Raw genomic sequence first — 26,799 nt, forward strand, 5'->3', positions numbered from 1 at the left:
AGCGACCACCGGCCAGCGAGACACCGCGCACGCCAAGGAGCTCAACGTGCCTGCCTACGACCGTATTTACCGCAACGGCGCCTGGACGCCGTCCCACAGCGAGCGGACCCTCACCGTCGTCGACCCGACGACGGAGCAGCCGCTTGCCTTCGTGCCGGACGGCACCGCGCAGGACGTCGATGCCGCGGTCGACGCGGCGCGGGCCGCCGCCGGCCCCTGGTCCCGCACACGCGTGGCCGAGCGCGCCGGCCGGCTGCGCGCCATCGCGGCGGAGCTTGGCCGGCGCGCCGGACCGCTGGCCCAGCTGATCAGCCGCGACGTCGGCAGCCCGCTGTCCTTCGCCCGCGCCGTCCAGGTCACCCTGCCGGTGAACAGCTTCGCGCAGGCCGCGCAGACGGCCCTGGCGTACCCCTTCGAGCAGCAAGAGGGCCCCTCGCTGATCGTGCGGGAGCCATACGGCGTGGTCGCGGCCATCACCCCGTGGAACTACCCGGTCCACCAGGTCGCCGCGAAGGTCGCCTACGCGCTGGCCGCCGGCAACACCGTCGTCCTGAAGCCCAGCGAACTCGCGCCGCTCGGCGTCTGGGAACTGGCCGACATCATCGACGCCGTGGGACTGCCGCCGGGGGTGTTCAACCTCGTCAGCGGCACCGGGCCCGGCATCGGTGAGGCACTGGCCGGCCACCCCGGCGTCGACGTGGTCTCCTTCACCGGCTCCACCCGTGCCGGCCGCAGGGTCGCCTCCCTGGCCGCCCGGACCATCAAGAAGGTCACCCTGGAACTCGGCGGCAAGAGCCCCGCGGTGATGCTCCCGGACGCCGACCCGGCGCGGGTCGTCCCCGCGGTCCTGGCCGCCGCCTTCCTCAACAACGGGCAGACCTGCTCCGCCCTCACCCGCCTGATCGTGCCGCGCTCCGCGCTCGCCGCAACCGAGGAACTGGCCCGCGAGGCCGCGTCGGACTGGGTGCCCGCCGACCCCACCCGCGAGGACACCCGGCTGGGCCCGCTGGTGTCCGCAGCGCAGCGCGACCGGGTGCGCCACCACATCGGCAGCGCCCTGGCGGACGGCGCGAAGCTCGTCACCGGAGGGGCGGAACCACCGCCGGAGCCGGGCCGGGGCTTCTTCGTCCGCCCCACCGTGCTGTCCGAGGTGACCGCCGACATGGCGGTGCACCACGACGAGGTGTTCGGCCCCGTACTGGCCATCGAGCCCTACGACACCGAGGACGAGGCCGTCCGCATCGCCAACGACACCGTCTACGGCCTGGCCGCCGCGGTGTGGTCGGCGGACCGGGACCGGGCCCGCACCCTCGCCCGGCAACTGCACGCCGGACAGGTGCAGATCAACGGGGCCGCCTTCGACCCCAACGCGCCGTTCGGCGGCTACAAGCAGTCGGGCAACGGCCGTGAAGGCGGCCGGGCCGGTCTGGAGGAGTTCCTGGAGACCAAGGCGATACAGCTCTGACCCACCGGCCGCGCGCCGCACGGCCGCCGGCCGCACACCCCAACCCCTCACCCACCCAAGCCCCACCCACATCGTGAGAAAGGCAGTTCCATGTACTACCGCACCATGTTCAAGTCCAAGGTCCACCGCGCCACCGTCACCCAGGCCGACCTGCACTACGTCGGATCGCTGACCCTGGACGCCGACCTGATGGAAGCCGCCGACCTGCTGCCCGGGGAGAAGGTCGACGTCGTCGACATCAACAACGGCAACCGGCTGTCCACCTACATCATCGAAGGCCCGCGAGGCTCCCGCGTCGTCGGCATCAACGGGGCCGCGGCCCGGCTGATCAGCCCCGGCGACCTGGTCATCATCATCTCCTTCGCCACCATCCGCGACTCGGAGGCGGCCCAACTCGTGCCCAAGGTCGTCCACGTGGACGGTGACAACAAGATCGTCTCCCTGGGAGCCGACCCCGCCGAGCCCACCCCCGACGGCACCACCACACGCGGCGACCACATCTTCGTCGACTGACCCCCCGACGGCGTTCCCAGGTGGACCGGGTGGGTCCGGTCACCACGGTGACCCGGCCCACCCGGTCCCCGACGCAAGGAGAAACACATGTGTGGCATCACCGGCTGGATCGCGTTCGACCATGACCTCACACACCATCAGGCGACCGTCGACGCCATGACCAGGTCCCTGGCGGCGCGGGGACCCGACGCCTCCGGCGTGTGGGTCACCCGGCACGCGGCCCTCGGGCACCGGCGCCTGGCCATCATCGACCTCGACGGCGGCGCCCAGCCGATGACCGCGGACACCCCGCACGGCCCCGTCGCCCTGACCTACAGCGGAGAGGTCTACAACTTCGTCGCCCTGCGCCGGCAGCTGCGCGACCGCGGCCACCGCTTCCGCACGGAGAGCGACACCGAGGTGGTCCTCCGCGCCTACCTCGAATGGGGCGAACGGCTGGTGGACCACCTCGTCGGCATGTACGCCTTCGCGATCTGGGACGGCCGCCTCGACCGGCTGCTGATGGTCCGCGACCGGCTCGGCGTCAAACCGCTCTACTACCACCCCACCGCGGACGGCGTCCTGTTCGCCTCCGAGCCCAAAGGCATCCTCGCCCACCCCTCCGTCGAAGCCGGCGTCGACCACGACGGCCTGCGGGAGATCATGCTGGGAGTCAAGACACCCGGCGCGGCGATATGGCGCGGCATGCGGGAACTGCACCCCGGATCCCTGGTCATCGCCGACCGCGGGGGAGTACGCGAAACCACCTACTGGCGGCTGACGGCCCGACAGCACACCGACGACCTGGCCACCACCCACACCCGCACCCGTGAACTCCTCAGCGGCTCGGTACGCGAACAGCTCGTCGCGGACGTCCCCCGCTGCGTGCTGCTGTCCGGCGGACTCGACTCCAGCACCATCGCAGGTTTCGCCGCGCACGAACTCGGCGCCCACGAGCAGCGTGTGCGCACGTTCTCGGTGGATTTCCCCGGGCACGCCGACCACTTCACCCGCGACGCGCACAACGTCAGCCCCGACGCGCCCTATGTGCGGATCGTCGCGGAACACCTCGACGCCGACCACACCGACCTGCTGCTGGACGCCGCCAGCCTCTCCGAACCCGGCGTACGCAGCGCCGCCGTCCAGGCCCGTGACCTGCCGATCGGGCGCGGCGACATGGACCACTCCCTGATCCAGCTGTTCGGCGCGGTACGCGACCACTCCACGGTCGCCCTGTCGGGAGAGGGCGCCGACGAGATGTTCGGCGGCTACTGGTGGTTCCACGACCCCGCACTCCGCCAGAGCGCCGGCTTCCCGTGGCTCACCGCTGCCCTCGGTCAGACCCGCCAGGAACGCACATTCCTGCCCCCGGATCTGTCGACCGCCCTCGACCTGCCCGGATACGCCACCGAGCGCTACCGTCAGGCAGTCGCCGAAACCCCCTCGCTCGACGGCGAGAGCGGCACCCAGCGCCGGTCACGCGAACTCCTCTACCTTCACCTCACGCGCAGTCTGGGCGGCATGCTGGAACGCAAGGATCGGCTCAGCATGGCCGTGGGGCTGGAAGTGCGAGTGCCGTTCTGCGACCACCGCATCGCCGAGTACGCCTTCAACATCCCCTGGTCGTTCCACGTCACCGACAACCGGGAAAAGAGCGTCCTACGGGCCGCCGGCCGCCCCGTCGTTCCCGACGCGGTCCTCCGACGCCTCAAGAGCCCGTACCCCATGACGCGGGACCAGCGCTATGTCTCCGCCCTGCAGGAGCAGGTGCGCCAGGCCCTGACCCAACCCGGCCACGACGTGTTCGCACTGTTCGACAGGGCCGCGGCCACCAAGGCGGCGTCAGCGGATCACGCACACCACCCGAACCCCCACGGGCACCGGGCGGTACTGGAGAAGTTCCTCGACCTGCGGACCTGGCTCGATCTGTACCGCCCACGACTGATGCTGTGACCGCGGGAAGACAGCGGGGAGAAAGCGGGAAGACAGCGGGAAAAGGCCGTCGACGGAATCCGGAAACGGAGGCCGTCGACGGCTTTTTCGTACGCTTCTCAGCGCCTTGCCCCGGCACGAAATGCTGTGCCGGGGCAAGGCGCTGAGAAGCGGAGATCCACCCCCACCGGGGTGGGACTTCACCTACCAGGTGGCGATGACCTTCGCGGAATAGACCCCGCCGTTCACCCACGCCGTGACGTCGGCCGAGGCACCCTCGTACAAGGGGCTGATCCAGTAGGCCCCGTTGGTGATCTCGACCCGGATGACAGTGCCTCCCGTTGCGATATCGACATACCCGTCGCCGACGGCCTGGATCTTGCCCTGGAAATGCACGGTCTTGGCGGCGGAGACGGCCTTGGCGGGCTGACCGGATTCGGCCGCCTGGGCCGGCGCGGCTGCGGCGAACCCGATAATTCCCACGAGCCCGGCGGCTATGATCGCGGGCTTGATGACGGTGTTGAGCTTCGACATGTCTGTCCTCACTTTCGTGCAGCAATCAGTGCCGGCTGTGTTGCTCGGAAAAGAAACTCCCGAGCCAGCCGCACGAAAACGATAGAAGCGAACCCGACCCGCCATCCCCTTTGTTTCCTCTTTCTTGCCGGGTTTCGTGGATTCCTTCGGGCGCGGCAGGAGCCACCGTCGACACTCGGCGAAAATCTCTGCAAGAGGCGAGAAATATTGCCGCACGGCCGGAGTGCGCGCTGTTAGCTTTTGCTCAGCCGGGTCAGACGTTCTGAAGTTCCGACTGGTCCGGCGAAAGGCGAAATTCCACCCCACCCCTCAATCCCGGGAGAGCCACATGAACACGGGAACTAGAATGATCAAGCGTGCGGTTGTCACTCTCGGGCTGGTAGGGGCCCTGGGGTGCGCGATGTCCGCTCCCGCGCAGGCGGCTGCGAGCCAGGCGACAAAGGCCACTGCCGCCACCGCGCAGGCGCAGGAAGCCGGCCAGGTCTGGCAATTCCAGGGGACGATCACCAACTTCAAGGACGACTACCTCGTCCTGGCAACGGCCGACGGCGAGGTGAGGTTCAACCTCACGCGCGGTGCGGACTATTGCGGAAAGATGATGATGGGCGTTGGCGCGGTCGTGGACGCCTACGTGGAAAATGGCGAGTGGGTCGCACAAAAGATAGTCACGACGTAGCTCTCCAAAGACACAGTGCCACTACTCCCGCGGGGCAAATCCCTACGGGAGTAGCGGCATTTCGCCTGTTCCGGCGAACCCGACAACCAAGGCTGGTGGCCGGACGCCGGGCGGCGCCCTCAGCCCTCGCCGCCTTCTCCTTCTCCCTGCCCGTCCTCATACGTGCGCGCCGACGCGTCGGCATGCGCCAGCCGCCGCATCGCCATGAGGACGGTGTCCCCCAGCACGGTCCCCACCACGACGGTCTCCACCATGCTGTCGACCTCCGCGTTGCGGCCCACCCACGCGAGATCGGCGCCGGCCACCCGTTCACAGGCGTCGGCGTAGTCGTCCATGATCTCCTCGAACTCGCCGCGGCCGATGCCGCGGAACGTGGCGAGCGCGACGGCCAGCGCCTCGACGGCCGGATTCTCCATCTCGACCCGCCAGCCGCGCTGTCGGATCAGCTCCGCGACCTTGCTCCGCGCCGCCTCCATGCCGTCCGGAGTGACGGCCGGCGGCGGGGTGATCGCCAACTGGGCCGCTCCGAGCACCTTGTGCACCGACTCGTCCGGTGTGTCGACGGCGGCGAGCACCTCGCGGACGGCCGAGACCGAGAGCCCGCCGACGTCCATCAGCCCGCGGATCAGCCGCAGCCTGCGGACGTGACTGTCGTCGTAGCTGGCCTGGTTGGGGCTGGTCAGCCGGCCGGCGGGGAGCAGCCCCTCGCGGACGTAGTACTTGATCGTCGGGATCGCGACGCCGGTCGCGCGACTCAACTCCCCGATGCGCATCTGCCGCTCTCCCCTACGCCGGGCCGCCGCCCGACGCTTCTCTTGCTTCGCGGGCGCTCCGCCCCTGCCCGGCCTCGCCGATCAGACGTCATTATAGATAGTCCAGCTCACGGAAAGTGATAAGCGCTGCTATCGGGACGCCGTCCGGCCGACGGCAGACCGAGGCCCGTGCGGGATCAGGTGCCGACAGGCGTTAGCGTGGTGGGTGCTGATGGCGAGCCCAGGCCGGCTCGTGCTGGTTCCACAAGTGCAGTAGGGGGAAGCGTGCAGGTCGGAGCGGTTTCGTGAGACTTCTGCACACCTCCGACTGGCATCTTGGGCGGTCCTTCCACCGAGTGGGCCTGCTCGGCGCCCAGCGCGCGTTCCTCGATCATCTCGTGGAGACGGTCCGCACCCGGGAGATCGACGCGGTGCTCGTCGCCGGCGACATCTACGACCGCGCCGTACCGCCGCTCGCCGCCGTGGAACTCTTCGACGACGCCCTGCACCGCCTGGCCAACCTCGGTGTCCCCACCGTCATGATCTCCGGCAACCACGACTCCGCCCGCAGGCTGGGCGTCGGCTCCGGACTGATGCGGCACGCCGGCATCCATCTGCGCACCGACCCGGCGGCCTGCGGCACCCCGGTGCTGCTCGCCGACGAACACGGCCCGGTGGCGCTCTACGGGCTGCCCTATCTGGAACCGGCCATGGTGCGCGACACACTCGGCGCCCGGCGGGCCGACCACGCCGAGGTGCTGGGCGCGGCCATGGACCGGGTGCGCGCCGACCTGGCCGAACGGCCCCAGGGAACGCGGTCCGTGGTGCTCGCGCACGCCTTCGTCACCGGTGGCGCCGCCAGCGACAGCGAACGCGACATCACCGTCGGCGGGGTCGCCTCCGTCCCCGCGGCCGTGTTCGACGGCGTCGACTACGCCGCCCTCGGCCATCTGCACGGCTGCCAGACCCTCACCGAACGCGTCCGCTACTCCGGATCGCCGCTCGCCTACTCCTTCTCCGAGGCCGATCACCGCAAATCGACCTGGATCATCGAACTCGACGCGGCGGGCGCGGTACGGGCGGAACGGGTGGACTGCCCGGTCCCACGGCCGCTGGCCCGTATCCGCGGACCACTGGAGCGGCTGCTCGACGACCCGGAGCTGACCCGGCACGAAGCCGCCTGGGTCGAGGCGACGCTCACCGACACCGCCCGCCCGCACGAACCCATGGCCCGGCTCGCCAAGCGCTTCCCCCATGTCGTCAGCCTCGTCTTCGACCCCGACGAGGCGCCCGCCCGCTCGCTGGCCTCGTACGCACAACGGCTGCGCGGACGCAGCGACCAGGAGATCGCCGAGGACTTCGTGGCACACGTACGGGCCGGCCGCGCGGCCGATGACGACGAGCGGGCCGAGCTGCGGTCGGCGATCGACGAGGTACGCCTCGACGACACGGTGCACGAGGTGGCGCGATGAGGCTGCACCGGCTGTCGGTCACCGCCTTCGGCCCGTTCGGCGGCACCCAGACCATCGACTTCGACCGGCTGTCGCGGGACGGGCTCTTCCTGTTGCACGGGCCGACGGGCGCCGGCAAGACCTCCATCCTGGACGCGGTCTGCTTCGCGCTCTACGGGTCGGTGCCCGGCGCACGGCAGAGCGGCCAGGCGCTGCGGAGCGACCTCGCCGACCCGTCGACCCTCACCGAGGTCGTCCTCGAACTGACCGTGGGCGAACGGCGGTTGGAGATCACCCGGCTGCCCGAGCAGACCCGCCCCAAGAAGCGCGGCAGCGGTACGACGAAGGAGAAGGCACAGAGCCGGCTGCGGGAGTTCGAGTCGACGGGATCCCACGACGGGACCGACGGGACCGGCGGGCACTGGAAGGCGCTGAGCCGCTCCCACCAGGAGATCGGCGAGGAGATCGGCCAGCTGCTCGGCATGAGCAAGGAACAGTTCTGCCAGGTGGTGCTGCTGCCGCAGGGCGACTTCGCGCGTTTTCTGCGCGCCGACGCCGAGGCCAGGGCCCGGCTGCTCGGGCGGCTCTTCGACACCCGCAGGTTCGCCGCCCTCGAAGAGCAGCTGAACGCGCGCCGCAAGACGGCGGCGGACCGGGTGGCGGCCGGCGACGAACGGCTGCTGGCGCTGGCCCACCGGATGGCGCAGGCGGCCGGGGAGAGCGCCGATCTCGCCGACCCGTCGGTGCCGGCGCCGGGGCGCCCCGGGCAGTCGGGGCAGACCGCGCCGGCACGGGCGCGTGGCCGGGCGTCGGCGACCGTTCCCGGGCAGGCCGAGTCCGCCGAGAACACCCGGCGGACCGACCACGGGCCCGGCCCCGGAGAGCCGGGATTCGGCGAGGCCGTGCTGGTCAGGGCCGCCGTGGCCCGGGTCGGCGCACGCGAGCGGCTGGAGATCACGCGGGCCGCGGTGCGGTCAGCCGAGACGGCGGAACGGGCGGCGGCCCGGCGGCTGGACGAGGCCCGCGAACAGGACCGGCTCCAGCAGCGGCACGCCGATGCCCGCCGGCGGGCCGCCCGGCTCGACGCCCACGCCGACGAGCGGGACCGTACCCGGAACAGGCTGGAGCGGGCCCGCGCCGCCGCCGACGTCGCCCCCGCCCTCGCGCTGCGGGACGCCGCCTGGCACGAGCTGGACGCCGCACAGCGCGCCGAGCGGCAGCGCCGCACCGCGCTGCCGCCCGACCTCGCCGACGCCGAAGGCGACCAACTCGCCGCACTTGAACGGCAGTTGAGAGAAGAGCTGGGCTCGCTCGCGGCCGCCGGACGGGCCGAACGCCGGGCCGCGGACATCGCCAGGGAACGCGCCGGACTCGACCGCGAGGCGCGTGCCGACGAGCAGACGCTGCTGGACGCCGCGGAGTGGCTCGCCGCATGGGAATCCGCCCGCCAGGACCACCAGCGGCGCATCGAGGCGGCCCAGGAGGCCGCGACCCGCGCGGAACAGCTCGGCGCCCTGATCGAGCCGGCCGCCGAGCGGCTGGAAGCGGCCCGCCGCCGCGACCGGCTGACCGCCGAACTGCGGTCGGCCGAGGAGGAGTCGCTCGCCGCCAGGGAACGGTCGGCGGCGGCCCATGAACACTGGCTCGACCTCAAGGACCGGCGGCTGCGCGGAATCGCCGCCGAACTCGCGGACGGCCTGCGGGACGGCGAGGCGTGTGCCGTATGCGGCGCGACCGAGCACCCCGAACCGGCCCGCGCGGGCGCCGGACATGTCGACCGGGCCACCGAGGAATCGGCACTCGCCGCCTACCATCGGGCCGAGGACGACCGCCAGGAGGCGGAGACCCACCGCCAGACGGTCAAGGAAGCGCTGGCCGGCGCGGCGGCCACGGCGGGCGACACGCCGACCGCCGAACTCGCCACCCACGTCGAGGCGCTGCGGGCCGACTTCGCAGGCGACCACGCGGCCGGCGCGGAACTGCACGCCGCACGCGAGGCGCTGGGACGCGCCGAGCGCGAGTACGAACGACGCCGCACCGAGCAGCAGAGCGCCGAGCGCAGGGCCGCGGCCCGTACGTCGCACCGCGAGGCACTGGACCGCGAACGGGACGCGCTGGAACGGGAGTTGGGCGAGGCGCGCGGTGACTGCGCGAGCGTCGCCGACCGGGCGGGCCGGCTGGAGCGCCAGGTCGCCCTGCTCGCCGCCGCCGCGGACACGTCCCGTACCGCGCACTCCTGCGCGGAGCGCCTCAAGGAAGCCGACGCCGGACTCTCGGACGGCGCCTACCGCGCCGGATTCGACACCCCGCAGGCCGCCGCCGAGGCGCAGCTGCGCGACGGCGAATGGCGTGCCCTGCAGCAGCGGCTCGACGCATGGCAGGCCGAATCCGCCGCCGTGGCAGCGGAGTTGGCCGACCCCGACGCCATCGCCGCGGCGGCTCTGCCGCCCGCGGACCCGGATGCCGCGCGCCGCGCGCTGGACGCCGCCGGGCACCGGCTGCGTACCGCCGCCGGCCGGCACACCACGGCCCGCGAACGCTGCGCCGAACTCAACCGGCTCTCCGCACAGGCCGAGTCAGACGCCCGCGAACTGGCCCCGCTGCGCGCCGCCTACGACCGCATCGCCCGCCTCGCCTCGCTCGCCTCCGGCACCTCCACCGAGAACGAACGCCGGATGCGCCTGGAGTCGTACGTCCTCGCCGCGCGGCTCGAACAGGTCGCGGCGGCCGCCAGCGCACGGCTGCACCGGATGTCCTCGGGCCGCTACACCCTCGTGCACTCCGACGAGCGGGCCGGCAGCGCCCGGCGCTCCGGCCTCGGCCTGCATGTCATCGACGCCTGGACCGGCCATGAGCGGGACACCTCCAGCCTCTCCGGCGGCGAGACCTTCTTCGCCTCCCTCGCGCTGGCGCTCGGCCTCGCCGATGTCGTCACGGACGAGGCGGGCGGCACCCGGCTGGACACCCTCTTCATCGACGAGGGCTTCGGCAGCCTCGACGAACAGACGCTGGACGAGGTCCTGGACGTCCTCGACGCCCTCCGCGAACGCGACCGCAGCGTCGGCATCGTCAGCCATGTCGCGGATCTCAGGACGCGCATCCCGGCTCAGCTGGAGGTCGTCAAGGACCGGTCGGGCTCCACGGTGCGGCATCGGGTGCCCGGCTGATCCCGCGGGGATCCCCGGCCGATGCCCGGCCGATCCCGCGTATGGCGCGGCCGGTCCGGTCAGTGGCTCACCGGGCGGCGGGGCAGCGGCGACGAGTACACGACGCTGGTCGTCACCGCACCGAGGGCGCCGATCCGGCCCGACAACTCTTCCAGGTGCCGCATCGAACGGGCGGCGACCTTGATGACGAAGCAGTCGTCGCCGGTGACGTGATGCGCCTCCAGGATCTCCGGCGTGCTCTCCAGCAGATCGTGGAACGGCTTGTAGTTGCCGTTCGGGTAGCGCAGCCGCACAAAGGCCAGCACCGGCAGGCCGATCCGCTCCGGGTCGACCACCGCCGCGTAGCCCGAGATCACCCCGGCCTCCTCCAGGCGCCGTACGCGTTCGGTGACCGCGCTCGCGGACATGTTGACGGCGCGCGCCAGCTCGGCGTAGCCCGCACGGCCGTTGCGCTGCAGGACGTCGAGGATGCGCCAGTCGGTGGCGTCGGGGGAATAGCCGGTCATGCCCGCTGTTTAGCAGTGGAATCACCGGCAGATCAAGGGATTTGCCGGTGATCATCACTTCAGGTCCGGTGTGGCAAACCGTAAATTACCGGCCATGATCACCGAAACCCGGCACCCCACCGCCACCGCCGACTCTGCCGGCCTTGCCACCCCCACCAGCCCCGTCCTCGCCGTCCCGCCGGCCGATCCCGCCGACGCCGCCGCGTACTTCGCCGCGCGCCTCGCCTTCCACACCGACCCCACCGACGTCCACGGCGCGCTCGCGGCCGGGGCCACCGACTTCGTGGTGGTCGACTCCCGCAGCACCGAGGCATGGGACCAGGGCCATGTCCCCGAGGCCGTCCACCTGCCCACCGCCCGCATCCCCCAGGACGCGGCACAACTGCTGGACCCGGCCGTCCCGGTCGTCGTGTACTGCTGGGGCCCCGGCTGCGACGGCGCCACCCGCGCCGCCCTCGCACTGTCCCGGCTCGGCTACCGCGTCAAGGAGATGCTCGGCGGCATCGAGTACTGGATCCGCGAGGGCTACGAGGTCACGACCTGGGAGGGCACCGAACGCCGCCCGGTGGACCCGCTGACGGCGCCGGTGGGAGGCGGGGACTGCGGGTGCTGAGCCTTCCAGCCCGCCGGCGGGGGCCGCCGGGAAACCCGGATGACGCGGCGGGCGACCGCGCACCAGGGTGTGTGCCATGACCCACCACGACACCCATGGGACGACCCGTGACGGCCATGACCGGCCGCCGCCCGCCCCCCACCGCGAGCCCCGGCCGCTCCTCGGCCGTACCGCCCTGGTCACCGGCGCGAGCCGACGCGGCGGCATCGGCTACGCCGTCGCCCGCCGGCTGGCCGCGTACGGCGCCGGCGTCTACCTCCACCACCATGTGCCGCATGACGCCCGGCAGCCCTGGGGCGCGGACCCGGGCGGGCCGGACGCGGTTGCCGACGGCGTACGCCAACTCGCCGCCCCGGGCGCGGTGGTGGCACACGGGCCGGCCGACCTGACCGCGCCGGACGCGCCCGCCCGCCTCGTCGACACGGCCGCCGAAGCACTGGGCGGGCGCCTGGACATCCTCGTCGCCAACCACGCGCTCAGCGGCAGCGACGGCCCCCTCGACGCCGTCGACGCGGCGATGCTCGACGCCCACTGGGCGGTCGACACCCGCTCGGTGATCCTCCTCGTCCAGGCGTATGCGCGCCGCCGCGCCGAGGGACTGCCCGGAGGCCGGATCGTGATGCTGACGTCAGGGCAGGACCGGGGCGGCGGCATGCCGGACGAGATCGCCTACGGCCTCGCCAAGGGCGCGCTGGCCTCGGCGACGCGTTCCCTCGCCACCACCCTCGCCGGACTCGGGGTGACCGTGAACACCGTCAACCCCGGCCCCGTGGACACCGGTTACGCGGTCGGCGAGCTCCGCCGACGCGTCGCCCGGAGCTTCCCCGGTGGCCGGTGGGGCGAGCCGGACGACCCGGCCCGTCTGATCGCCTGGCTCGCGACCGACGAGGCCGGGTGGATCACCGGCGAGGTCATCAACTCCGAGGGCGGATTCAGGCGTTGAGGCGGGCACCGGCACCGGCAGCGCCATCGACCTCGTACGCGCGCAGCCCGTCGCGCTGCCCCGTGAAGCGGAAGCCGGCCCGTTCGAGGACCCGCTGGGAGGGGACGTTCTCCGGCTCGGTCAGTGCGCACACCGTCCGCACCTCGGGGCGCGCCGCGGCCCAGCCCGCCAGCAGCCGGGCCGCGTCGGTCGCCCAGCCGGCGCCGCGTGCGGACGGGGACAGGTCGTAGCCGATCTCCACCCAGCCCGTGTCGTCCGGCGGACCGTGGAAGCCGATGCTGCCGAGGGCCGTGCCGGTCCTGGCGTCGGTGAGGGCGAAGACGCCCCAGCCGGGGTGGTAGCGGCCGGCCACGGCCGCGCGTACGGCGATGCCTGCGCCGTCGGACGTGGACTCCGACGGTCCGCCGTCGATCCAGTCGAACCCGGCGGGCTCGCCGTCCGCGATCCGCGCCGCCACGGTCGGCAGCAGGGCACGCAGGGCCACCCGCCCCGCCGTGAGCGTCAGGGGGAAGCCGGCGCCCACCGTGACCAGCGCCTCGAACAGCGGCCCGCGGTCGGCCCCTTCGGGCAGGCCGCTGACCTGACCGTCGCCGACCTCCACCACCCGCCAGACACCGTCCGCACGCCGGGCCAGATCCGTGGTGACGAAGGGCAGGCCCAACTCCCTTACGGCGGGCGCGACGTGAGCGAGGTCCGGCACCGGGAGCAGGCCCGGCGTGTCGGGATGCGCGCCGATCAGTACCGGCTCGCCGGCCACCCACCACACCCGCGCCTCGCCCGCCGCCTCGAACGACTCGAAGGCGCGCAGCACCACACCACCGGTCAGAAACTCGTCCTGGAGGGCGACGAAGCGACGCACCACGGACGTCAGTCGCGCCGTGTCGGCCGCGTCCGGGACATACGCGGCCTCCTCCCACTCGTGCTTGCGGGACTTCACCCAGTCCTTGACGACGAGGGGGCGGTCGCCGAACGGCTCGGCCAGCCGGGCGAGGACGGCGGCCTCCGGAGCCCGGCCGGGCGCACACGGCAGCCAGGCGCTCTTCGGCGTGAGCGCGCCGAACGTGTCGTACCAGCCGGGGAGTTCATGCGCGGCCCGGTAGGCGGCGGGCGAGGTCAGCAGTCGGCAGCCGCGGGCCGCGAGCGCGGCTGCCAGCTCGGCGTAGCGGTCGGCGGGCAGCATCCAGCCCCGGTACCAGACCGGCCCGGAGTCGCGCGGCACCCGGGCCACCGCCCGTTCCGCTTCCCCGGCGAGCAGCGCCTCGTGGTCGAGGACCGCGGTCGCCGCGCCGGCCGCCCGCGCCGCCGCGGCCTCCGCCGCGAAGTGCGGGTCCGTACGGCGGGGGCGGAGCGGGTCGCCGGAGAGCAGGAACAGCGGCCGGTCGGCCTGGGGGAGAGGTGCCTGGGGGAGATCCACAGTCATGTCAGCGGACCTTACGGAGGGCGGTGGCCGGCCACAACACGATTCGTGGCCGGCCACCGTGCGTCAGAGCGCCGAGATCTCGCTCAGCAGGTCGTCCAGGCCCAGCGAGCCCTGCGAGAGCGCTGCCATGTGCCAGGACTTGAGGTCGAAGTCCGCGCCGTGCCGGGCGCGGGCCGCCTCCCGGCCGCGGAGCCAGACCCGCTCGCCGAGCTTGTAGCCGATGGCCTGGCCCGCCATGCCCTGGTAGCGGATGACCTCGCTCTCGACGTAGTCGGCCGGGCGGCTGCTGTGGCCGGCCAGGAACTCCTGCGCCAGCGCGGGCGTCCAGCGCTCGCCCGGGTGGAACGGCGAGTCGGCCGGGATCTCCAGCTCCAGATGCATCCCGATGTCGATGATGACCCGGATGGCGCGCAGCATCTGCGCGTCCAGATAGCCCAGCCGCCGCTCCGCGTTGGTGAGGAAGCCCAGCTCGTCCATGAGGCGCTCGGCGTACAGCGCCCAGCCCTCCGCGTTGGCGCTGACGCCGCCCACCGTCGTCTGGTACCGCGAGAGGCTGTCGGCGACATGCGCCCACTGCGCCAGCTGGAGGTGATGGCCGGGCACGCCCTCGTGGTACCAGGTGGAGACCAGGTCGTACGCCGGGAAGCGGGTCTCGCCCATCGTCGGCAGCCAGGTACGGCCGGGCCGGGAGAAGTCCAGCGAGGGCTCGGTGTAGTACGGGGCGGCGGCGGTGCCCGGCGGGGCGATCCGGGACTCCACCCGGCGCACCCGCTCGGCCAGCTCGAAGTGGGTGCCGTCCAGCGCGTCGATGGCCTCGTCCATCAGCGACTGGAGCCACTGCCGGGTCTCCTCGACACCCTCGATGGCCTCGCCGTGCTCATCGAGCCAGGCCAGTGCCTCCCACGGGCTCTTCGCCTCCGGCAGGATCTTGCCGGCCTCCGCCCGCATCTCGGCCAGCAGCCGGTGGAACTCGGACCAGCCGTACGCGTACGCCTCGTCCAGGTCGAGGTCGGCGCCGTTGTAGTAACGCGCCAGGCGGCCGTAGCGTTCCCGGCCGACGACGTCCGGGGCGCCCTCGACGGCCGGGGCGTAGGTGTCACGGAACCAGTCGCGCAGTTCCACCAGGGCGCCGGTGGCCACCGCGGCGGCCTCGGTCAGCTCGTCGCGCAGCAGCTTCGGGCCGGGGTCGGTGAACTCCGCGAACCAGCTGCGGTCGGTGCCGATCCATTCGTCCAACTGGCCGATGACGGTGGCGACCTGGCGCGGACCTGCGGGCAGCTCCTGCTTGAGGCCGGAGTCCAGCGAGGCCCGGTAGCCCTCCAGTGCGTCCGGTACGGCCCGCAGCCGCCGGGCGATCGCCGCCCAGTCCTCGTCGGTGTCGGTGGGGGTGACCGTGAAGACATCGCGGACGTGGTGCAGCGGCGAGCTGAGGTTGCTGACCGCACGGAGCCCCTCGCCCGCCTCGTGCACCGCGAGTTCGGAGGTCAGCCGCTCGCGCAGCAGCCGGGCGCAGCGCCGCTCGGCCGGACTGTCGCCGCCCTCCCTGGCCTCTGCCTCGGTGAGTTTCTCCAGGGTCCTGCGGGCGAGCTGGGCCACCGCTTCCTGGCCCGTCGGCGAGAAGTCGGGGAGCCTGCCGGAGCTCTCGGCGACACCGAGGAAGGTGCCGGTGATCGGGTCCAGCTCGACGAGGGCGTCGACGTAGGCGTCGGCGACCTGGCGGGGCAGCTGACCGCCCCCGGAAGAAGTGGTGTTGGACATGCGGGCCATCCTCGTATGGATACACCCGCCGCGTCACCATCATTACGCGGGACGTTCCTGTCGCTTTACGGGTTCCTTGCCTTCGAACCTGATGGGTCCTCGGACGCAGGGGTGCGCCACCTCCGCCGGGGCGGAGGTGGCGCGCGAACGGCTCAGCGACGGCCGGAGACGTCCCGGGTGACGACGGGCTCCAGGGCCTCCTGCCGGGCCGGTACGCCGGTGGGCCGTGCGGTGATCACCAAGGTGCCCTCCTCGATCTGGTAGTCGAGGGGCAGGCCCAGGCCGCGCATCGCCGCCACCATCCCGGTGTTGGACGCCTGGGTGATGGCGTACACGCTCTCGCAGCCCGCCTCGGCCGCCATTGCCACCAGCCGGCGCAGCAGCTCCGCGCCGATCCCGCGCTGCTGCCAGGCGTCCTCGACCAGCAGCGCGACCTCGGTCTCGTCGCCGTCCCACAGCAGATGCCCCAGCGCCACCAGCCGGCCGGAGGCGGTCTCCACCGCCAGGGTGCGGCCGAACCGCGGGCTGAGCAGATGCGCCAGATAGCGCTCCGCGTCACCGACCGGGCCGTGGTAACGCAGCCCGAGGGTCTGCTGGGAGCAGCGGTCGTGCATCTCGCGGGCCGCGGCCAGGTCGGAGGGGTGGGCACGGCGGACGGTGATCTCGTTGCCCTCGGGCAGCGTCAGCACATCGCGCCGTCTGGGCACCCGCTCGCCGAGTCTGGCGTCGAGCGCGACCAGTGCGCGCACCCGGGCGAACTCGGTGGGTGTGAACGGCAACTGCGGCCTTTCGATGGTGAGCGAGCCCCCGGTGGGGTCGCGGAACTTCATGGTGTGTTCCTCCAGTACGCCCTCGGCCGGCACCTGCTCGGCGAGCGGCTGGCCGGTCAGCGAGCGCGCGGGCACCGAGTGGATGGTGCAGCGGCCCAGCAACTGCCTTAGCGCGAGGGGGAGTTCGGCGGAATCCAGTGCCGTACGCGTCGCCAGTCCCAGCATCCGGGTCGGCGCGTCGACGAGGTCGTGGGCGTCGGCCCGCTCCAGCCAGCTGTGCGTGCCGCCGGCCCTGGCCACCGTACGGGTCAGCTCGGCGGGCGCCAGCGCGGCCGGCGCGCGCAGCAGGAACTCGTCGACCGTGCCGTCGGACAACGGGTGGGTCTGCAGGCTCAGTATGTCCACCCGCCGCGCGGCCAGCGCCGTGCACAGGGTGGCCAGGCTGCCCGGCTCGTCCCGGACCGTGGTACGCATCCGCCACAGCACCGTCTCCTGCCGGCCGGCCGCCGGGGCCGGGCCGGGGGACGCCGCGGTGGCGCCGGTATCGGTGGGCGGTGGCGCGTGGTCGTGGCGGCGTGACCACCACACGTGGAAGACCACGGTGGAGAGCAGGGCCACGGCCCCGACGCACAGCAGCACCGGGCCCGACGGGCCGTGCGCGACCGTGTTGGCGACGACGTCCGCCACCGCCACGGCGGTGAACAGGGCGGCCAGCTCGACGAGCTCCCGGCGCCAGTGGTGGCGCCGGGTGGAACGGGCAGAGGTTGCTTCAGTCATGCAGACAGCTTCGCGGACCGGTGTTGCCTGATCACCAACACATTGTGTCCGACGAGTAAAAGATAGAATCGGCAGAATCGTTGCATTAGCCAGCTACTGTCCGACTCGCCCCGGTTGGAGCACCTTGCTGAACAAGATCTCACCACCCTCCTGACGCAGCCGCACCGTCAGCTCCCCGCTTCCCCCGTCGATGTCGATCTCGCCGAAGTACTGCGGGCTCTCCGCCGGGGAGGTGTTCGCACGGTCCGGTGCTTTGATGAACGACTGGGCGGGCCCGAACGTTCCATCGAGCTTCAACGCCTGGAATCCGCCCGCGTTCAGCGGCCCGGACACGAACTCCCAGAACGGCTCGAAGTCCTTGAACGCCGCCCGCTCGGGCGCGTAATGCTGCGCCGAGGTGTAGTGCACATCCGTCGTCACCCAGACGGTGCCGGTCACCTTCTGGTGCTTGATGTGCCGCAGCAGCTCCGCCAGCTGCAGCTCGCGGCCCAGCGGAGCACCCGGATCACCCTGCGACACCGCCTCGAAATTCGTCTTGCCGTCCGGGACGACCAGACCCAGCGGCATGTCGGAGGCGATCACCTTCCACACCGCACGGGAACGCGACAGCTCACGCTTGAGCCAGCGCAACTGCTCGGCGCCCAGAATGCCCTGCGCGTCCTCGGTCTGCCGGCCCGGCGAATTCGCGTTGCGGTAGCTGCGCATGTCCAGCACGAACACATCCAGCAGCGGACCGTGCCGCACCACCCGATAGACCCGGCCCCGCCCGTCCGGCCGCAGCGTACGGACCGGGAAGTACTCGGCGAACGCGCGCAGCGACCGCGCCGACAGGACGTCCGCGTCCTTCACCGTGTACCGGTCGTCGTCCAGCAACTGCCCCGGATACCAGTTGTTGTGCACCTCGTGGTCGTCCCACTGGGTGACCGTGGGCACCTGGGCGTTGAACCGGCGCAGATTCTCGTCCAGCAGGTTGTAGCGGAACGCGCCCCGGAACTCCGCGAGCGTCTCGGCGACCTTCGCCTTCTCCTCGGTCGTCACATTCCGCCAGACCCGGCCGTCCGGCAGCGTCACCTTCTCGGTGATCGGGTTGTCCGCGTAGATGTTGTCGCCGCTGCACAGGAAGAAATCCGGGTTCCGCCGCCGCATGTCCTCGTAGATGCGGTAGCCGCCGCGGTCCGGATTGATGCCCCAGCCCTGCCCCGCCAGGTCACCCGACCAGTGGAACCTGACGTTCTCGCGGCGCTTCTCGGGCGCCGTACGGAATGTGCCGGTGACCGGCTCGCCGGTGCGTCCCGGGTCGTCCGGATCGGAGAGCAGCACCCGGTAGTGGATCTGCTCACCCGCCGGCAGACCGTGCAGCGAGGTGACCCCGGTGAAGTCCGTACCGGCCCCCAGGACCGGACCGCGCCAGCTCCTGGCATCGCGGAACGACTCGGTCGCCGCGGTCTGCACCACCATCCGGGCCGGCCGGTCGGACCGCACCCACACCAGCCCCGAGGACGTCGTCACATCCCCGACCTGCACACCCCAGTCGGCGCTCGGCCGCCCGCCGCGGGCCTGCGCGGGCGCGGCACAGGAGAGCGCCGGCACCGCCAGCACGGCGGAACCGCCCGCCGCGCTCTGCAGCAGCGACCGCCGCCCGAAGCCTCTGACGGATCCCTGCGCCATCTCAAACCTCCGTAGTCCGACCGCATTCGGTGACATCCACCCGGTGATGTCCCGTTCGTACCGGTGCCCGATGCCCGGCAGCCGAACGCACGGTGAACACCACCCGCCCCGTACGGCCCGCGGGCCGCGCTCATGGTCGCAAGAGCGCCGACCGATCGCCAGAACAGCCGCTCGATGATTACGGAGCTGCTACACGGCGAGGTGAGCGGGAGCCCGCGTCGGCCTCACGGCAACAACAGCCGCACACCGCGCACGATGTCCGACGGCGGCAGATGCGCATACCCCATGACGAGGCGCACCCGGCCGTCGCGCCCGGCCGTCCCGGCCCCGCCGCTCCCGTAGTCGGACAGCGGCCGCAGCCCCACACCCGCGCCCCGGGCCCGTGCCAGGAAGCGGTCCTCGGGGCCGTACCGGGCGGGCAGCGTGACGATGACATGGAGGCCGGCGGCGATCCCGGTCACCACAGCGCCGGGGCACCGCTCGACCAACGCCGCCGTCAGCGCGTCCCGCCGCTCCCGATAGGCGCGTTGGCATCGCCGCAGCTGCCGGTCGTAGTCACCGCGCGCGAGGAAGTCGGCCAGCGCCGCCTGTTCCACCACCGGATTGCCCAGATCCATCGTCCGCTTACGGGCCACCACCTCATCGACCAGCCACTCCGGCACCACCAGCCACCCCAGCCGCAGCCCCGGCGCCAGTGACTTGCTCACCGACCCCGTGTACGCCACCCGGTCGGGGTCCAGGCCCTGCAACGCACCGACCGGCGCCCGGTCGTAGCGGAAATCACCGTCGTAGTCGTCCTCGATCAGCAGCCCACCGGCCGTCCGCGCCCACTCCAGCAGCCACCCCCGGCGCGCCGCCGACACGGCGATTCCGGACGGGAACTGATGCGACGGGGTCAGCACCACGGCCCGCGCCCCGGACGCCGCCAGCGCGACGGCATCGGGCCCCTCGTCATCCAACGGCACCGGTACGGTCGCCAACTCCGCGGCCGCGAACAGCCGCACGTGCTCAGGACTCCCCGGATCCTCCAACGCCACCGACCGATGCCCGGCCGCCCGCAGCGCGAGCCCCAGCAGCGTCATCGCCTGCGCCACTCCCGAACACACCACCAGCCGCCGCGAATCGGCCACCACACCACGCCTACGGGCGAGCAACCGGGCCAGTTCCCCCCGGAGTTCAGGCAGCCCCCGCGGGTCCGGATAACCCAGCGCACGATGCGGCAGCCGCGTCAGAGCCCTGCGCTGCGCCGCCGACCAGGCGGCCCGAGGGAAGAGCGAGAGATCGGGCGTACCGGGGGAGAAGTCGACCTCCGGGACCCCGCCCACCGGCGCCTCGGCCGCCTCCGGCGCCACGGCGGCCCGTACGGCCCCGCCCACCCACGTCCCCGAACCGCGCCGGCTGCGCAGATAGCCCTCCGCCGTCAACTGCTCGTACGCCTCGGTCACCAGACCCCGCGACACCCCCAGGTCCGCGGCGAGCTCCCGACCCGCCGGCAGCCGCGTCCCGGCGGCCAGACGCCCCGAGCGCACCGCATCGCGCAACGCCTCCTGAAGCACCCGGCCGCGCTGCCGCGGCGGCGCGGACGCGGTCGGCAGCAAGAGCTCCCAGGCCGCCGTCCAGGACCTGCCGCCGGCGGTATCGCCGCCCTCCTGTCCCGGATCCCCCGCCGCACCGCCGCCCGTCACCACCAGCGTGTCCCCTCCCGCCCCGCCACGATTGGCCCTCCACAGCGCCACAGAAGTGGACCTTAAGACGTACCGCCCGCCTGCCTAGCGTCCGTCTCATGAACCGGACCCACCTGCACGGCGTGCTGCTCGCCGCCCTCGCCTGCTTCCTCGTCGGCGGCTCCTTCACCGCCAACAGCCTGCTCGGCGACTACCCGTACGCGGGCGGCCAGGCACTGCGCTACGGCCTCGCCTGCCTGCTCCTGCTGCCCCTCCTCGGCCGCCGCGGCACCGCGCCGCTGCGCGCCCTCACCGCCCCCCAGTGGGCCCGCCTCGCCCTGCTCGCCGCCGTCGGCATGCTCGGCTTCAACCTCGCGATCCTGGCGGCCGAGCGCACCGCGGAACCGGCTGTACCCGGTGTGTTCGTCGGCTGCGCCCCGGTCGTGGTGGCCGTCATCGTGCCCGCACTGGGCGGCCGCCGGCCCCGCCCGGTGGTGGTGTACGGCGCGCTGCTCGTCGCCGCCGGCGCGTTGGCCGTCCAGGGCTGGGGCCGTACGGACGGCATGGGCATCGCCTGGTCCGTGGCGGCGCTGTGCGGCGAAGTCGGCTTCGCCGTCCTGGCCGTCCCGGTCCTGGCGCCGCTCGGCCCCACCCTCCTCTCGGCGGCCGTCTGCGGCATCGCCGCCCTCGAAGGCGCCGCACTCGGGCTGCTGACCGACCGCGCCGGCTGGCTGCGGATACCGGACGCGGTGGAGGCGGCGGCGCTCGGCTGGCAGGCCGCCGTCGTCACCGTCGTCGGATTCGTCTGCTGGTACGCGGGCATCCAGCGGATCGGCGCCGAACGCGCCACCCTCTTCTCCGGCCTGATCCCGGTCTTCGCCGCCGTCACCGCCCCGCTCGCCGGCACCGGCGGCTACGGCTTCGCGCAACTGGGCGGCAGCCTGCTGGTCGGCGCGGGCGTCGCGCTCGGCTCGGGAATGCTGCGGGGGAGCGGGCGACCGGCCGACACGCTGACCCGGGTGCCGGAGCGTACGAACAGCCGGCCCAGGGCGACCCGTTGAGGCTCGACGGCCCAGGCCGGGCCGGATGCGCCGAGGCCGACACGCCCTCAGCCGTCGCCCCCCCGTCACCCCACCGTGTCCAGGATCACCCGCGCCACCAGCGCCGGATCATCGTTCATCGGCACATGCCCGCACCCCGGCAGCCGCACCAGCCGGGCGCCCGGGATCGTGTGCTTGGCGCGCACCCCCTGCCGGCGCAGCAGCAGACGGTCCCGGCTGCCCCAGCCGATCGTCACCGGGATGTCCGGCACATCGTCGGTGAACCGCACGCCCCGGCCCGCCGCCAGAGTCTGCGCGAACCCGGGGGCCTCGCGCAGCGCCCGGGTCTCCGCCGCGACCGCCTCGGCCGAACGGCGGCCGGGGTGGGCGTAGATGGTGCCGGTCAGTGAGGCCCGGCCGATGGCCGACCGCGCCAGCGTCTCCACCACCGGCTGCGGCAGTGCCTGCGCACCGGCGTACATGCCACGCAACACCCCGAACGCATAACGCCGTTCGCCCTGCGTCCAGAAGCCGGCGGGCGAGAGCGCGGTGACCGACCGCACGGCCCGCTCGCGGCCCAGCTCCAGCGCCAGCAGCCCGCCCAGCGAGTTCCCCACGACATGCGGGCGCTCCACACCCAGCTCCGCGAAGGCCGCGGCCAGCAACGGCACCACCGTCGGCAGGTCGTACGAGGAGCCGTCGGGCAGCGCGGGCGAGGCACCGAACCCGGGCAGATCGATGGCGATGACCTCGTGGGAGGCGGCGAGGATGTCGCAGACCGGCCGCCACGCCTGGAGATGGTGACCGATGCCGTGCAGCAGCACGATGGGTTCGCCCGAGCCCTTGCGCTCGTACGCGACCGTGAACGGCGGCCGGTCCGCGGGGCGGACGCGGGCGAAGGAGACCGGGGCGGCCATGGGGACTCCTCAAAGGGGTTGCAGTGTGTGCGGTTTCGCGGTTCCGCAGTGTCGCGGAGACATGCGGGCGGGTTCGCCGGGTCGGGCGTGCGCACCCACGATGCCAGCAAACGCTACCGAGCGGTAAGGGCCGGGCGGCAAGGGCCGGTCGGCAAATTCTCCGCCACCGCTCCAGACCCTGCCCCGTGCCCTGCCACCCTCCCCGCCCCGCACTGTGCCGAACACCACGCCCACACCGCCTCACACACCCCCGTTTGCGCTGGACAACGCGACGACACCCGGATGGGATGGAGGCGTGCCGACCGATTCCACGCCCCGAGCCTCCGACGATCCCGAGCCCCTGGCCGCCGATGCCGCCATCGCCACCGACGCCGGCGATATCGCCGAAGCCACGTCGGTCTTCGAAGAGCACCGCCCCGTCCTCCACGGAGTGGCCTACCGCATGCTCGGCCGGGTGGCCGACGCCGAGGACGTGGTCCAGGACGCCTGGCTGCGCTGGTCGGCCGCCGACCGTACCGAGGTCCGCGAACCACCCGCCTACCTGGTGCGCGTCACCACCCGGTTGGCCATCGACCGCCTCCGTCAGGTCCAGTCGCGCCGCGAGTCCTACGTGGGCCCCTGGCTGCCGGAGCCGCTTGCCACGGACATCGGCAGCACCGTCCCGGACGCCGCGGAACGGGCGGTGTTCACCGAATCCGTCACCCTCGCCGTGCTCGTCGTCATGGAGTCGCTCTCCCCGCTGGAACGCGCGGTGTTCGTGCTGCGCGAGGCGTTCGGCTATCCGTACGCGGAGATCGCCACCGTCCTCGAACGGAGCGAGGCCGCGGTACGCCAACTGGCCGGCCGGGCCCGCCGGCACGTGGAAGAGGGCAAGCCGCGCTTCGACGTCGACCACGACCAGCAGCGCGATCTCACCGAACGGTTCCTGGCCGCGGCGGCCGGCGACGACCTGGACGGGCTGCTGAGCCTGCTGGCCGCCGACGCGCGGCTCGTCGGGGACAGCGGCGGGAAGGCCAAGGCCCCGCTGCGGATCATCGAGTCCGCTGACAAGGTCGCCCGGTTCCTCGCCGGCGTCGCCAAGTCCGTGCCGGCCGGCATGGAGTTCACCCTGCTCGAACTCAACGGCGGGATCGCGCTGTTGGCGCACTCCGGCGGCAAGCCGGACTCCGTCACCCAGTTCGACATCGAGGACGGCCGGATCCGGACGGTCTACATCGTCCGCAACCCGGACAAGCTCGTCTCCCTCGCGACGAGCTGAGCGGCGGCCCGCAGACCGAGACGCGGGCTCGACAGCACCGGCACGCCGACGCCCCCGGGGCCGGCCGTGATCCGGGGGGCCGCCGGTGTCATCGACGCCTGCGCGAGAACGATGGCATCGGCGTCCCGCACCTCCCGGCCGGCTGCGGCGATCGCCGCCACAGACCCCTCCGTATCGCCGGACTCGAAGCGCTCCCAGGCTTCCGCCACGAGCACCGTCCGCACGCCCACCTCGCGGCCGGCCCGGCCGGCCTCGTCCGCGATCAGGTCCACGGTGGGGCCGAGCGTGCTCTCCAGCGTGGCCAGCACGACGATCCGCGTCCCGGCGGCGACGGCGGCAGCGGCCATCGGCCGGTCGACCCGTACCACGGGAAGCCCGAGCCCGGCACCGGCCGCCTCGGCGACCGAACCGATCGTCGAACAGGTGCAGAGCGCCGCCGACGCCCCTTCGCGCACCGCGTCGGCGAGCGCGCCGGCGACCTCGTCCGCCACCGCGTCAGGTCCCAACTCCTTTGCGTCGGAGAGGAGTTCGGGGCGTACGAGATGACGGAGCGGCAGCCCGGGGGCCTCCTCGTCGCGCAGTGCGTCGAAGGTCGGGATGTGGACTGGCGAGGTGTGCAGGAGGGCGAGCATGGCCGTGAGGATAGCGGCCGGCGGGCTGTCGCGCGTGTGCCGTCCATACGGCCGGGGCCTGCGCGGAGACGCCGCAAACGGTTCCCGGATTGGTCTTGACCAAGGGTGGGGGCGGCCATATCGTCGGGATACTGCAACAACCTTTAATAAAGAAGCGCTCATATTCGCGGGCCCGTGTCCCCTGGGGGCGCAGCCTTTGGGGGCGCAGCCTTGCGGGGCAACGGCCAATGCGGAGGACAGGGTGGGGACCACGCAGCTCGAAACGGTGCCGGAGCCGAAGTACTGGCACCTCAAGACGGTGCTCAGCGACGCGCTGGACTCGGAGTTCGCGGTCGGTGAGATTCTTCCCAACGAGCGTGAGCTGGCGGCCCGGTTCGGCGTCGCACGGGCCACGCTCCGGCAGGCGCTGGAGCAGCTGGAGCTGGAAGGCAGGTTGCAGCGCCGACGCGGTGTGGGCACGACCGTCGCGCCGCCGCGGGTCGGCGTCCCCGTCGACCCCGCCCGCCATACCTGGCCCGGTGCCCCCGGCGACGACTGGCAGCCGGTCGACGCCGTCGAGACCGACACGGTGCCCGCCGCGGTGACCCGCCTCCTGGAGACGGCCCCCGGCGACCGGGTGCACATCGTGCGCCGCAGCCGGGTCACCAACGGCCAGCCGGTCGCCGCCGAGCTGCTCTACGTGCCGACGGCCGCGGTCCCCGGCTGCGTGGAGCCGGCCTCGGCCGGCGCCCAGACCCGCGCCCGCGCCGTCCTCCAGGAGCTGCACAAGCTGGCGCTGGACGGCCAGGACCGCACCGTCGAACTCGGCTCGGCCCGTGCCGAGGACGCCAAGCAGCTGGACCGGCTGCCCGGCGCGCCCGTATTGGTCGTCACCACCCGCTATGTGTCCGCGGGCCGCACCACCGCCGTCGCGGTCTCCACCTACCGCGCCGACACCTGCCGCCTCACCTTCGGCGAGAGCGACGCGGTCGCGGTGCTGGCGGGCTGACCGGCCTCCGGGGAGGCCGGTCAGCCCGTGCGGGCCCGATAGTTGTGCGGGCCCGAATTCCCGAGCGGGTCGTAATTCCCGTGTGAGCCCGATTCCCGTATGGGTCCGATGCCGCACGGGTCCGATTCCGCGTGGGCCCGCCCGAAGGTGACCTCAACCGCCTTACAGACGCCGCCCCCCGCCGGCGCCTCTCACCGGCGCCCCGTCACCGTGCCCTCCACCGCGAAGAGTTCGCCCTCGACGTGGTCGAGGGCGAGTCGCAGTGCCCCGGTGGCCACCGCCGCCTCGCCCAGTACCGAGAGGGCGACCTGCGGCGGGCGCAGGCAGTAGCGCGCCAACTCCCCCCGCAGCGGCTCCAGTACACCGGCCAGTCCGGCCGCCCAGCCGCCGATCACCACGAGCTCCGGGTCCAGCGCCAGCACCAGCGCGGCGACATCGTGCACCAGCCGCTGGATGAAACGGTCCACCGCCGCACGCGCCCGTACGTCGCCGTCCCGTGCCAACGCGAACACGGCCGCGACCTGCGCCTCGTCCAACGGGTTCAGCGGCTCCCCGGTCGTCGAGAGCAGTGTCTCCGGCGTCGCCTCGCGCCCCAGCAGATGCAGCGCGCCGATCTCCCCGGCCGCCCCGCCGAACCCCCGGTGCAGCCGCCCGCCGATCAGCGAACCCGCCCCGGGGCTCAGCCCCGCCAGCACGAACACCACGTCGTCGGACTCGACCGCCGCGCCCTTCCAGTGCTCGGCCACCGCAGCGGCGTTCGCGTCGTTCTCCACCAGCACCGGGCAGCGGAAGGACCGCCGCAGCCGTTCGCCCAACGGCAGGCCGGTCCAGCCGGGCAGCGCCGTGCCCAGCCGTACGGTGCCGTCCGCCTCGACGATGCCGGGGCTGCCCACGCCCACCGCCCGCAGCGAACTCCGCGCCACCCCCGCACGGCGCAGCAGCTCGGCCACCACGCCACGAACCCGCTCCAGCCGCTCATCGGCCGGCGCGGCCTCGTCCACCGGGCGTTGCGCGGAGTCCAGCAGCCGCCCGCCGAGGTCCGACAGCAGCGCCGAGATACGGTGCGGCCCGATCTCGATGCCCAGCAGATGCCCGGCCTCGGCACGGAAGCGGAACCGGCGGGCCGGCCGCCCTTGGCGCCGTGTCTCGCCTTCCTCGGCGGCCGCCTCGACCACCAGCCCGCTCTCGATGAGCCCCTCGACCACACCCTCGACCGTCGGCCGGGACAGGCCCGTCATCTGGACGAGATCGGTGAGCGTGGGCGAAGTCGCGGCGCGCAGCGCATGCAGCACCACCGCGGAGTTGATCCGTCGCAGCAGAGAGGGGTCCCCGCCGGTGAGCCGCCCCAACGTCCGTCTCCCTCATCTCGCGTGTCT

The 26,799-nt window shown here is 72.8% G+C and carries 22 protein-coding genes; 11 read left to right on the top strand and 11 right to left on the bottom strand.

All coding sequences use genetic code 11. From position 1 onward, the window contains the following. Positions 1-46 precede the first annotated feature (46 nt). From FCH28_RS03890 to asnB, 3 genes are all read left to right on the top strand, one after another. A complete protein-coding gene (locus tag FCH28_RS03890; protein WP_136738195.1) occupies positions 47-1,465 on the top strand; it encodes an aldehyde dehydrogenase family protein in 1,419 nt (472 codons plus the stop codon). Between the two features lie 90 nt (positions 1,466-1,555). Next, positions 1,556-1,978: an aspartate 1-decarboxylase gene (gene panD / locus FCH28_RS03895; RefSeq protein ID WP_136738196.1), complete on the top strand. Its 423-nt coding sequence runs from the start codon at positions 1,556-1,558 to the stop codon at positions 1,976-1,978. An 87-nt stretch (positions 1,979-2,065) separates the two neighbouring features. Beyond that, positions 2,066-3,910 carry an asparagine synthase (glutamine-hydrolyzing) gene (asnB, locus tag FCH28_RS03900; protein ID WP_136738197.1) on the top strand — a complete coding sequence of 615 codons (1,845 nt, stop codon included), beginning with the start codon at positions 2,066-2,068 and terminating at the stop codon, positions 3,908-3,910. Between the two features lie 183 nt (positions 3,911-4,093). On the opposite strand, the gene FCH28_RS03905 is transcribed toward asnB, so the two are convergent. Beyond that, a complete protein-coding gene (locus tag FCH28_RS03905) occupies positions 4,094-4,423 on the bottom strand; it encodes an HAD family hydrolase (RefSeq protein ID WP_136738198.1) in 330 nt (109 codons plus the stop codon). 346 nt (positions 4,424-4,769) lie between these two features. Here FCH28_RS03905 and FCH28_RS03910 point away from each other — a divergent pair, with 346 nt between their 5' ends. Further along, the gene (locus FCH28_RS03910) at positions 4,770-5,099 is read left to right on the top strand and encodes a hypothetical protein (protein ID WP_136738199.1); all 330 of its coding nucleotides are present in this window, start codon (positions 4,770-4,772) and stop codon (positions 5,097-5,099) included. A 119-nt stretch (positions 5,100-5,218) separates the two neighbouring features. Here FCH28_RS03910 and FCH28_RS03915 read toward each other — a convergent pair whose 3' ends face one another. Next, positions 5,219-5,872, bottom strand: coding sequence for a MerR family transcriptional regulator (locus FCH28_RS03915; RefSeq protein ID WP_136738200.1), 654 nt, complete (start codon positions 5,870-5,872; stop codon positions 5,219-5,221). 284 nt (positions 5,873-6,156) lie between these two features. Here FCH28_RS03915 and FCH28_RS03920 point away from each other — a divergent pair, with 284 nt between their 5' ends. Continuing rightward, entirely contained in the window at positions 6,157-7,323 is a 1,167-nt protein-coding gene (locus FCH28_RS03920; protein WP_136738201.1) for an exonuclease SbcCD subunit D, read from the top strand. After that, complete coding sequence (locus tag FCH28_RS03925) at positions 7,320-10,469, top strand: AAA family ATPase (protein WP_136738202.1); 3,150 nt, start codon at positions 7,320-7,322, stop codon at positions 10,467-10,469. Before FCH28_RS03920 ends, FCH28_RS03925 begins: the two co-directional genes overlap by 4 nt. A gap of 59 nt (positions 10,470-10,528) precedes the next feature. Here FCH28_RS03925 and FCH28_RS03930 read toward each other — a convergent pair whose 3' ends face one another. Next, on the bottom strand, positions 10,529-10,975 hold the full coding sequence (locus FCH28_RS03930) for an Lrp/AsnC family transcriptional regulator (RefSeq protein ID WP_136738203.1): 447 nt from the start codon (positions 10,973-10,975) through the stop codon (positions 10,529-10,531). Between the two features lie 94 nt (positions 10,976-11,069). Between FCH28_RS03930 and FCH28_RS03935 the strand changes: the two genes are divergently transcribed. Both FCH28_RS03935 and FCH28_RS03940 read left to right on the top strand, forming a co-directional pair. After that, a complete protein-coding gene (locus FCH28_RS03935; RefSeq protein WP_136738204.1) occupies positions 11,070-11,588 on the top strand; it encodes a rhodanese-like domain-containing protein in 519 nt (172 codons plus the stop codon). Positions 11,589-11,664: 76 nt separating this feature from the next. Beyond that, entirely contained in the window at positions 11,665-12,531 is an 867-nt protein-coding gene (locus FCH28_RS03940) for an SDR family oxidoreductase (protein WP_136738205.1), read from the top strand. Here FCH28_RS03940 and FCH28_RS39840 read toward each other — a convergent pair. The 5 genes from FCH28_RS39840 to pdxR all read right to left on the bottom strand — a co-directional run bounded on the left by FCH28_RS39840 (position 12,521) and on the right by pdxR (position 20,609). Continuing rightward, the gene (locus FCH28_RS39840) at positions 12,521-13,951 is read right to left on the bottom strand and encodes a GNAT family N-acetyltransferase (RefSeq protein WP_169314036.1); all 1,431 of its coding nucleotides are present in this window, start codon (positions 13,949-13,951) and stop codon (positions 12,521-12,523) included. The two genes, FCH28_RS03940 and FCH28_RS39840, sit on opposite strands and share 11 nt — an antisense overlap. 63 nt (positions 13,952-14,014) lie before the next feature. Further along, positions 14,015-15,709 carry a DUF885 domain-containing protein gene (locus tag FCH28_RS03950; RefSeq protein ID WP_136738206.1) on the bottom strand — a complete coding sequence of 565 codons (1,695 nt, stop codon included), beginning with the start codon at positions 15,707-15,709 and terminating at the stop codon, positions 14,015-14,017. 152 nt (positions 15,710-15,861) lie between these two features. After that, complete coding sequence (locus tag FCH28_RS03955; protein WP_136738207.1) at positions 15,862-17,256, bottom strand: GNAT family N-acetyltransferase; 1,395 nt, start codon at positions 17,254-17,256, stop codon at positions 15,862-15,864. A gap of 93 nt (positions 17,257-17,349) precedes the next feature. Continuing rightward, positions 17,350-18,924 carry an alkaline phosphatase D family protein gene (locus FCH28_RS03960; RefSeq protein ID WP_136738208.1) on the bottom strand — a complete coding sequence of 525 codons (1,575 nt, stop codon included), beginning with the start codon at positions 18,922-18,924 and terminating at the stop codon, positions 17,350-17,352. Positions 18,925-19,148: 224 nt separating this feature from the next. Then, positions 19,149-20,609 (bottom strand): MocR-like pyridoxine biosynthesis transcription factor PdxR, encoded by a 1,461-nt coding sequence (gene pdxR / locus FCH28_RS03965; RefSeq protein WP_136738365.1) that lies wholly within the window; start codon positions 20,607-20,609, stop codon positions 19,149-19,151. A gap of 98 nt (positions 20,610-20,707) precedes the next feature. On the opposite strand from pdxR, the gene FCH28_RS03970 reads away from it, so the two are divergent. Then, a complete protein-coding gene (locus FCH28_RS03970) occupies positions 20,708-21,649 on the top strand; it encodes a DMT family transporter (protein WP_136738209.1) in 942 nt (313 codons plus the stop codon). Between the two features lie 65 nt (positions 21,650-21,714). On the opposite strand, the gene FCH28_RS03975 is transcribed toward FCH28_RS03970, so the two are convergent. After that, positions 21,715-22,545: an alpha/beta fold hydrolase gene (locus FCH28_RS03975; protein ID WP_136738210.1), complete on the bottom strand. Its 831-nt coding sequence runs from the start codon at positions 22,543-22,545 to the stop codon at positions 21,715-21,717. A 358-nt stretch (positions 22,546-22,903) separates the two neighbouring features. Here FCH28_RS03975 and FCH28_RS03980 point away from each other — a divergent pair, with 358 nt between their 5' ends. After that, positions 22,904-23,803, top strand: a complete 900-nt coding sequence (locus tag FCH28_RS03980) for an RNA polymerase sigma-70 factor (protein ID WP_425471875.1) — start codon at positions 22,904-22,906, stop codon at positions 23,801-23,803. Here the strand turns inward: FCH28_RS03980 and FCH28_RS03985 are convergent. Further along, positions 23,755-24,435 (bottom strand): aspartate/glutamate racemase family protein, encoded by a 681-nt coding sequence (locus tag FCH28_RS03985; protein WP_136738211.1) that lies wholly within the window; start codon positions 24,433-24,435, stop codon positions 23,755-23,757. The genes FCH28_RS03980 and FCH28_RS03985 overlap by 49 nt on opposite strands. Before the next feature lie 241 nt (positions 24,436-24,676). Between FCH28_RS03985 and FCH28_RS03990 the strand changes: the two genes are divergently transcribed. Next, on the top strand, positions 24,677-25,423 hold the full coding sequence (locus tag FCH28_RS03990; protein ID WP_136738212.1) for a GntR family transcriptional regulator: 747 nt from the start codon (positions 24,677-24,679) through the stop codon (positions 25,421-25,423). Between the two features lie 191 nt (positions 25,424-25,614). On the opposite strand, the gene FCH28_RS03995 is transcribed toward FCH28_RS03990, so the two are convergent. Continuing rightward, a complete protein-coding gene (locus FCH28_RS03995) occupies positions 25,615-26,772 on the bottom strand; it encodes an ROK family transcriptional regulator (protein WP_136738213.1) in 1,158 nt (385 codons plus the stop codon). Between the last annotated feature and the right edge of the window lie 27 nt (positions 26,773-26,799).

The sequence above is a fragment of the Streptomyces piniterrae genome (genome assembly GCF_005048155.1).
In the GTDB taxonomy this organism is placed as follows: domain Bacteria; phylum Actinomycetota; class Actinomycetes; order Streptomycetales; family Streptomycetaceae; genus Streptomyces; species Streptomyces piniterrae.

Excerpts from the sequence above, each read along its gene's own strand:
- panD (WP_136738196.1), top strand. The coding sequence starts at position 1,556 with ATGTACTACCGCACCATGTTCAAGTCCAAGGTCCACCGCGCCACCGTC.
- asnB (WP_136738197.1), top strand. The coding sequence starts at position 2,066 with ATGTGTGGCATCACCGGCTGGATCGCGTTCGACCATGACCTCACACAC.
- FCH28_RS03905 (WP_136738198.1), bottom strand. The coding sequence starts at position 4,423 with ATGTCGAAGCTCAACACCGTCATCAAGCCCGCGATCATAGCCGCCGGG.
- FCH28_RS03910 (WP_136738199.1), top strand. The coding sequence starts at position 4,770 with ATGATCAAGCGTGCGGTTGTCACTCTCGGGCTGGTAGGGGCCCTGGGG.
- FCH28_RS03915 (WP_136738200.1), bottom strand. The coding sequence starts at position 5,872 with ATGCGCATCGGGGAGTTGAGTCGCGCGACCGGCGTCGCGATCCCGACG.
- FCH28_RS03925 (WP_136738202.1), top strand. The coding sequence starts at position 7,320 with ATGAGGCTGCACCGGCTGTCGGTCACCGCCTTCGGCCCGTTCGGCGGC.
- FCH28_RS03930 (WP_136738203.1), bottom strand. The coding sequence starts at position 10,975 with ATGACCGGCTATTCCCCCGACGCCACCGACTGGCGCATCCTCGACGTC.
- FCH28_RS03935 (WP_136738204.1), top strand. The coding sequence starts at position 11,070 with ATGATCACCGAAACCCGGCACCCCACCGCCACCGCCGACTCTGCCGGC.
- FCH28_RS03940 (WP_136738205.1), top strand. The coding sequence starts at position 11,665 with ATGACCCACCACGACACCCATGGGACGACCCGTGACGGCCATGACCGG.
- FCH28_RS39840 (WP_169314036.1), bottom strand. The coding sequence starts at position 13,951 with ATGACTGTGGATCTCCCCCAGGCACCTCTCCCCCAGGCCGACCGGCCG.
- FCH28_RS03950 (WP_136738206.1), bottom strand. The coding sequence starts at position 15,709 with ATGTCCAACACCACTTCTTCCGGGGGCGGTCAGCTGCCCCGCCAGGTC.
- FCH28_RS03955 (WP_136738207.1), bottom strand. The coding sequence starts at position 17,256 with ATGACTGAAGCAACCTCTGCCCGTTCCACCCGGCGCCACCACTGGCGC.
- FCH28_RS03960 (WP_136738208.1), bottom strand. The coding sequence starts at position 18,924 with ATGGCGCAGGGATCCGTCAGAGGCTTCGGGCGGCGGTCGCTGCTGCAG.
- FCH28_RS03970 (WP_136738209.1), top strand. The coding sequence starts at position 20,708 with ATGAACCGGACCCACCTGCACGGCGTGCTGCTCGCCGCCCTCGCCTGC.
- FCH28_RS03975 (WP_136738210.1), bottom strand. The coding sequence starts at position 22,545 with ATGGCCGCCCCGGTCTCCTTCGCCCGCGTCCGCCCCGCGGACCGGCCG.
- FCH28_RS03985 (WP_136738211.1), bottom strand. The coding sequence starts at position 24,435 with ATGCTCGCCCTCCTGCACACCTCGCCAGTCCACATCCCGACCTTCGAC.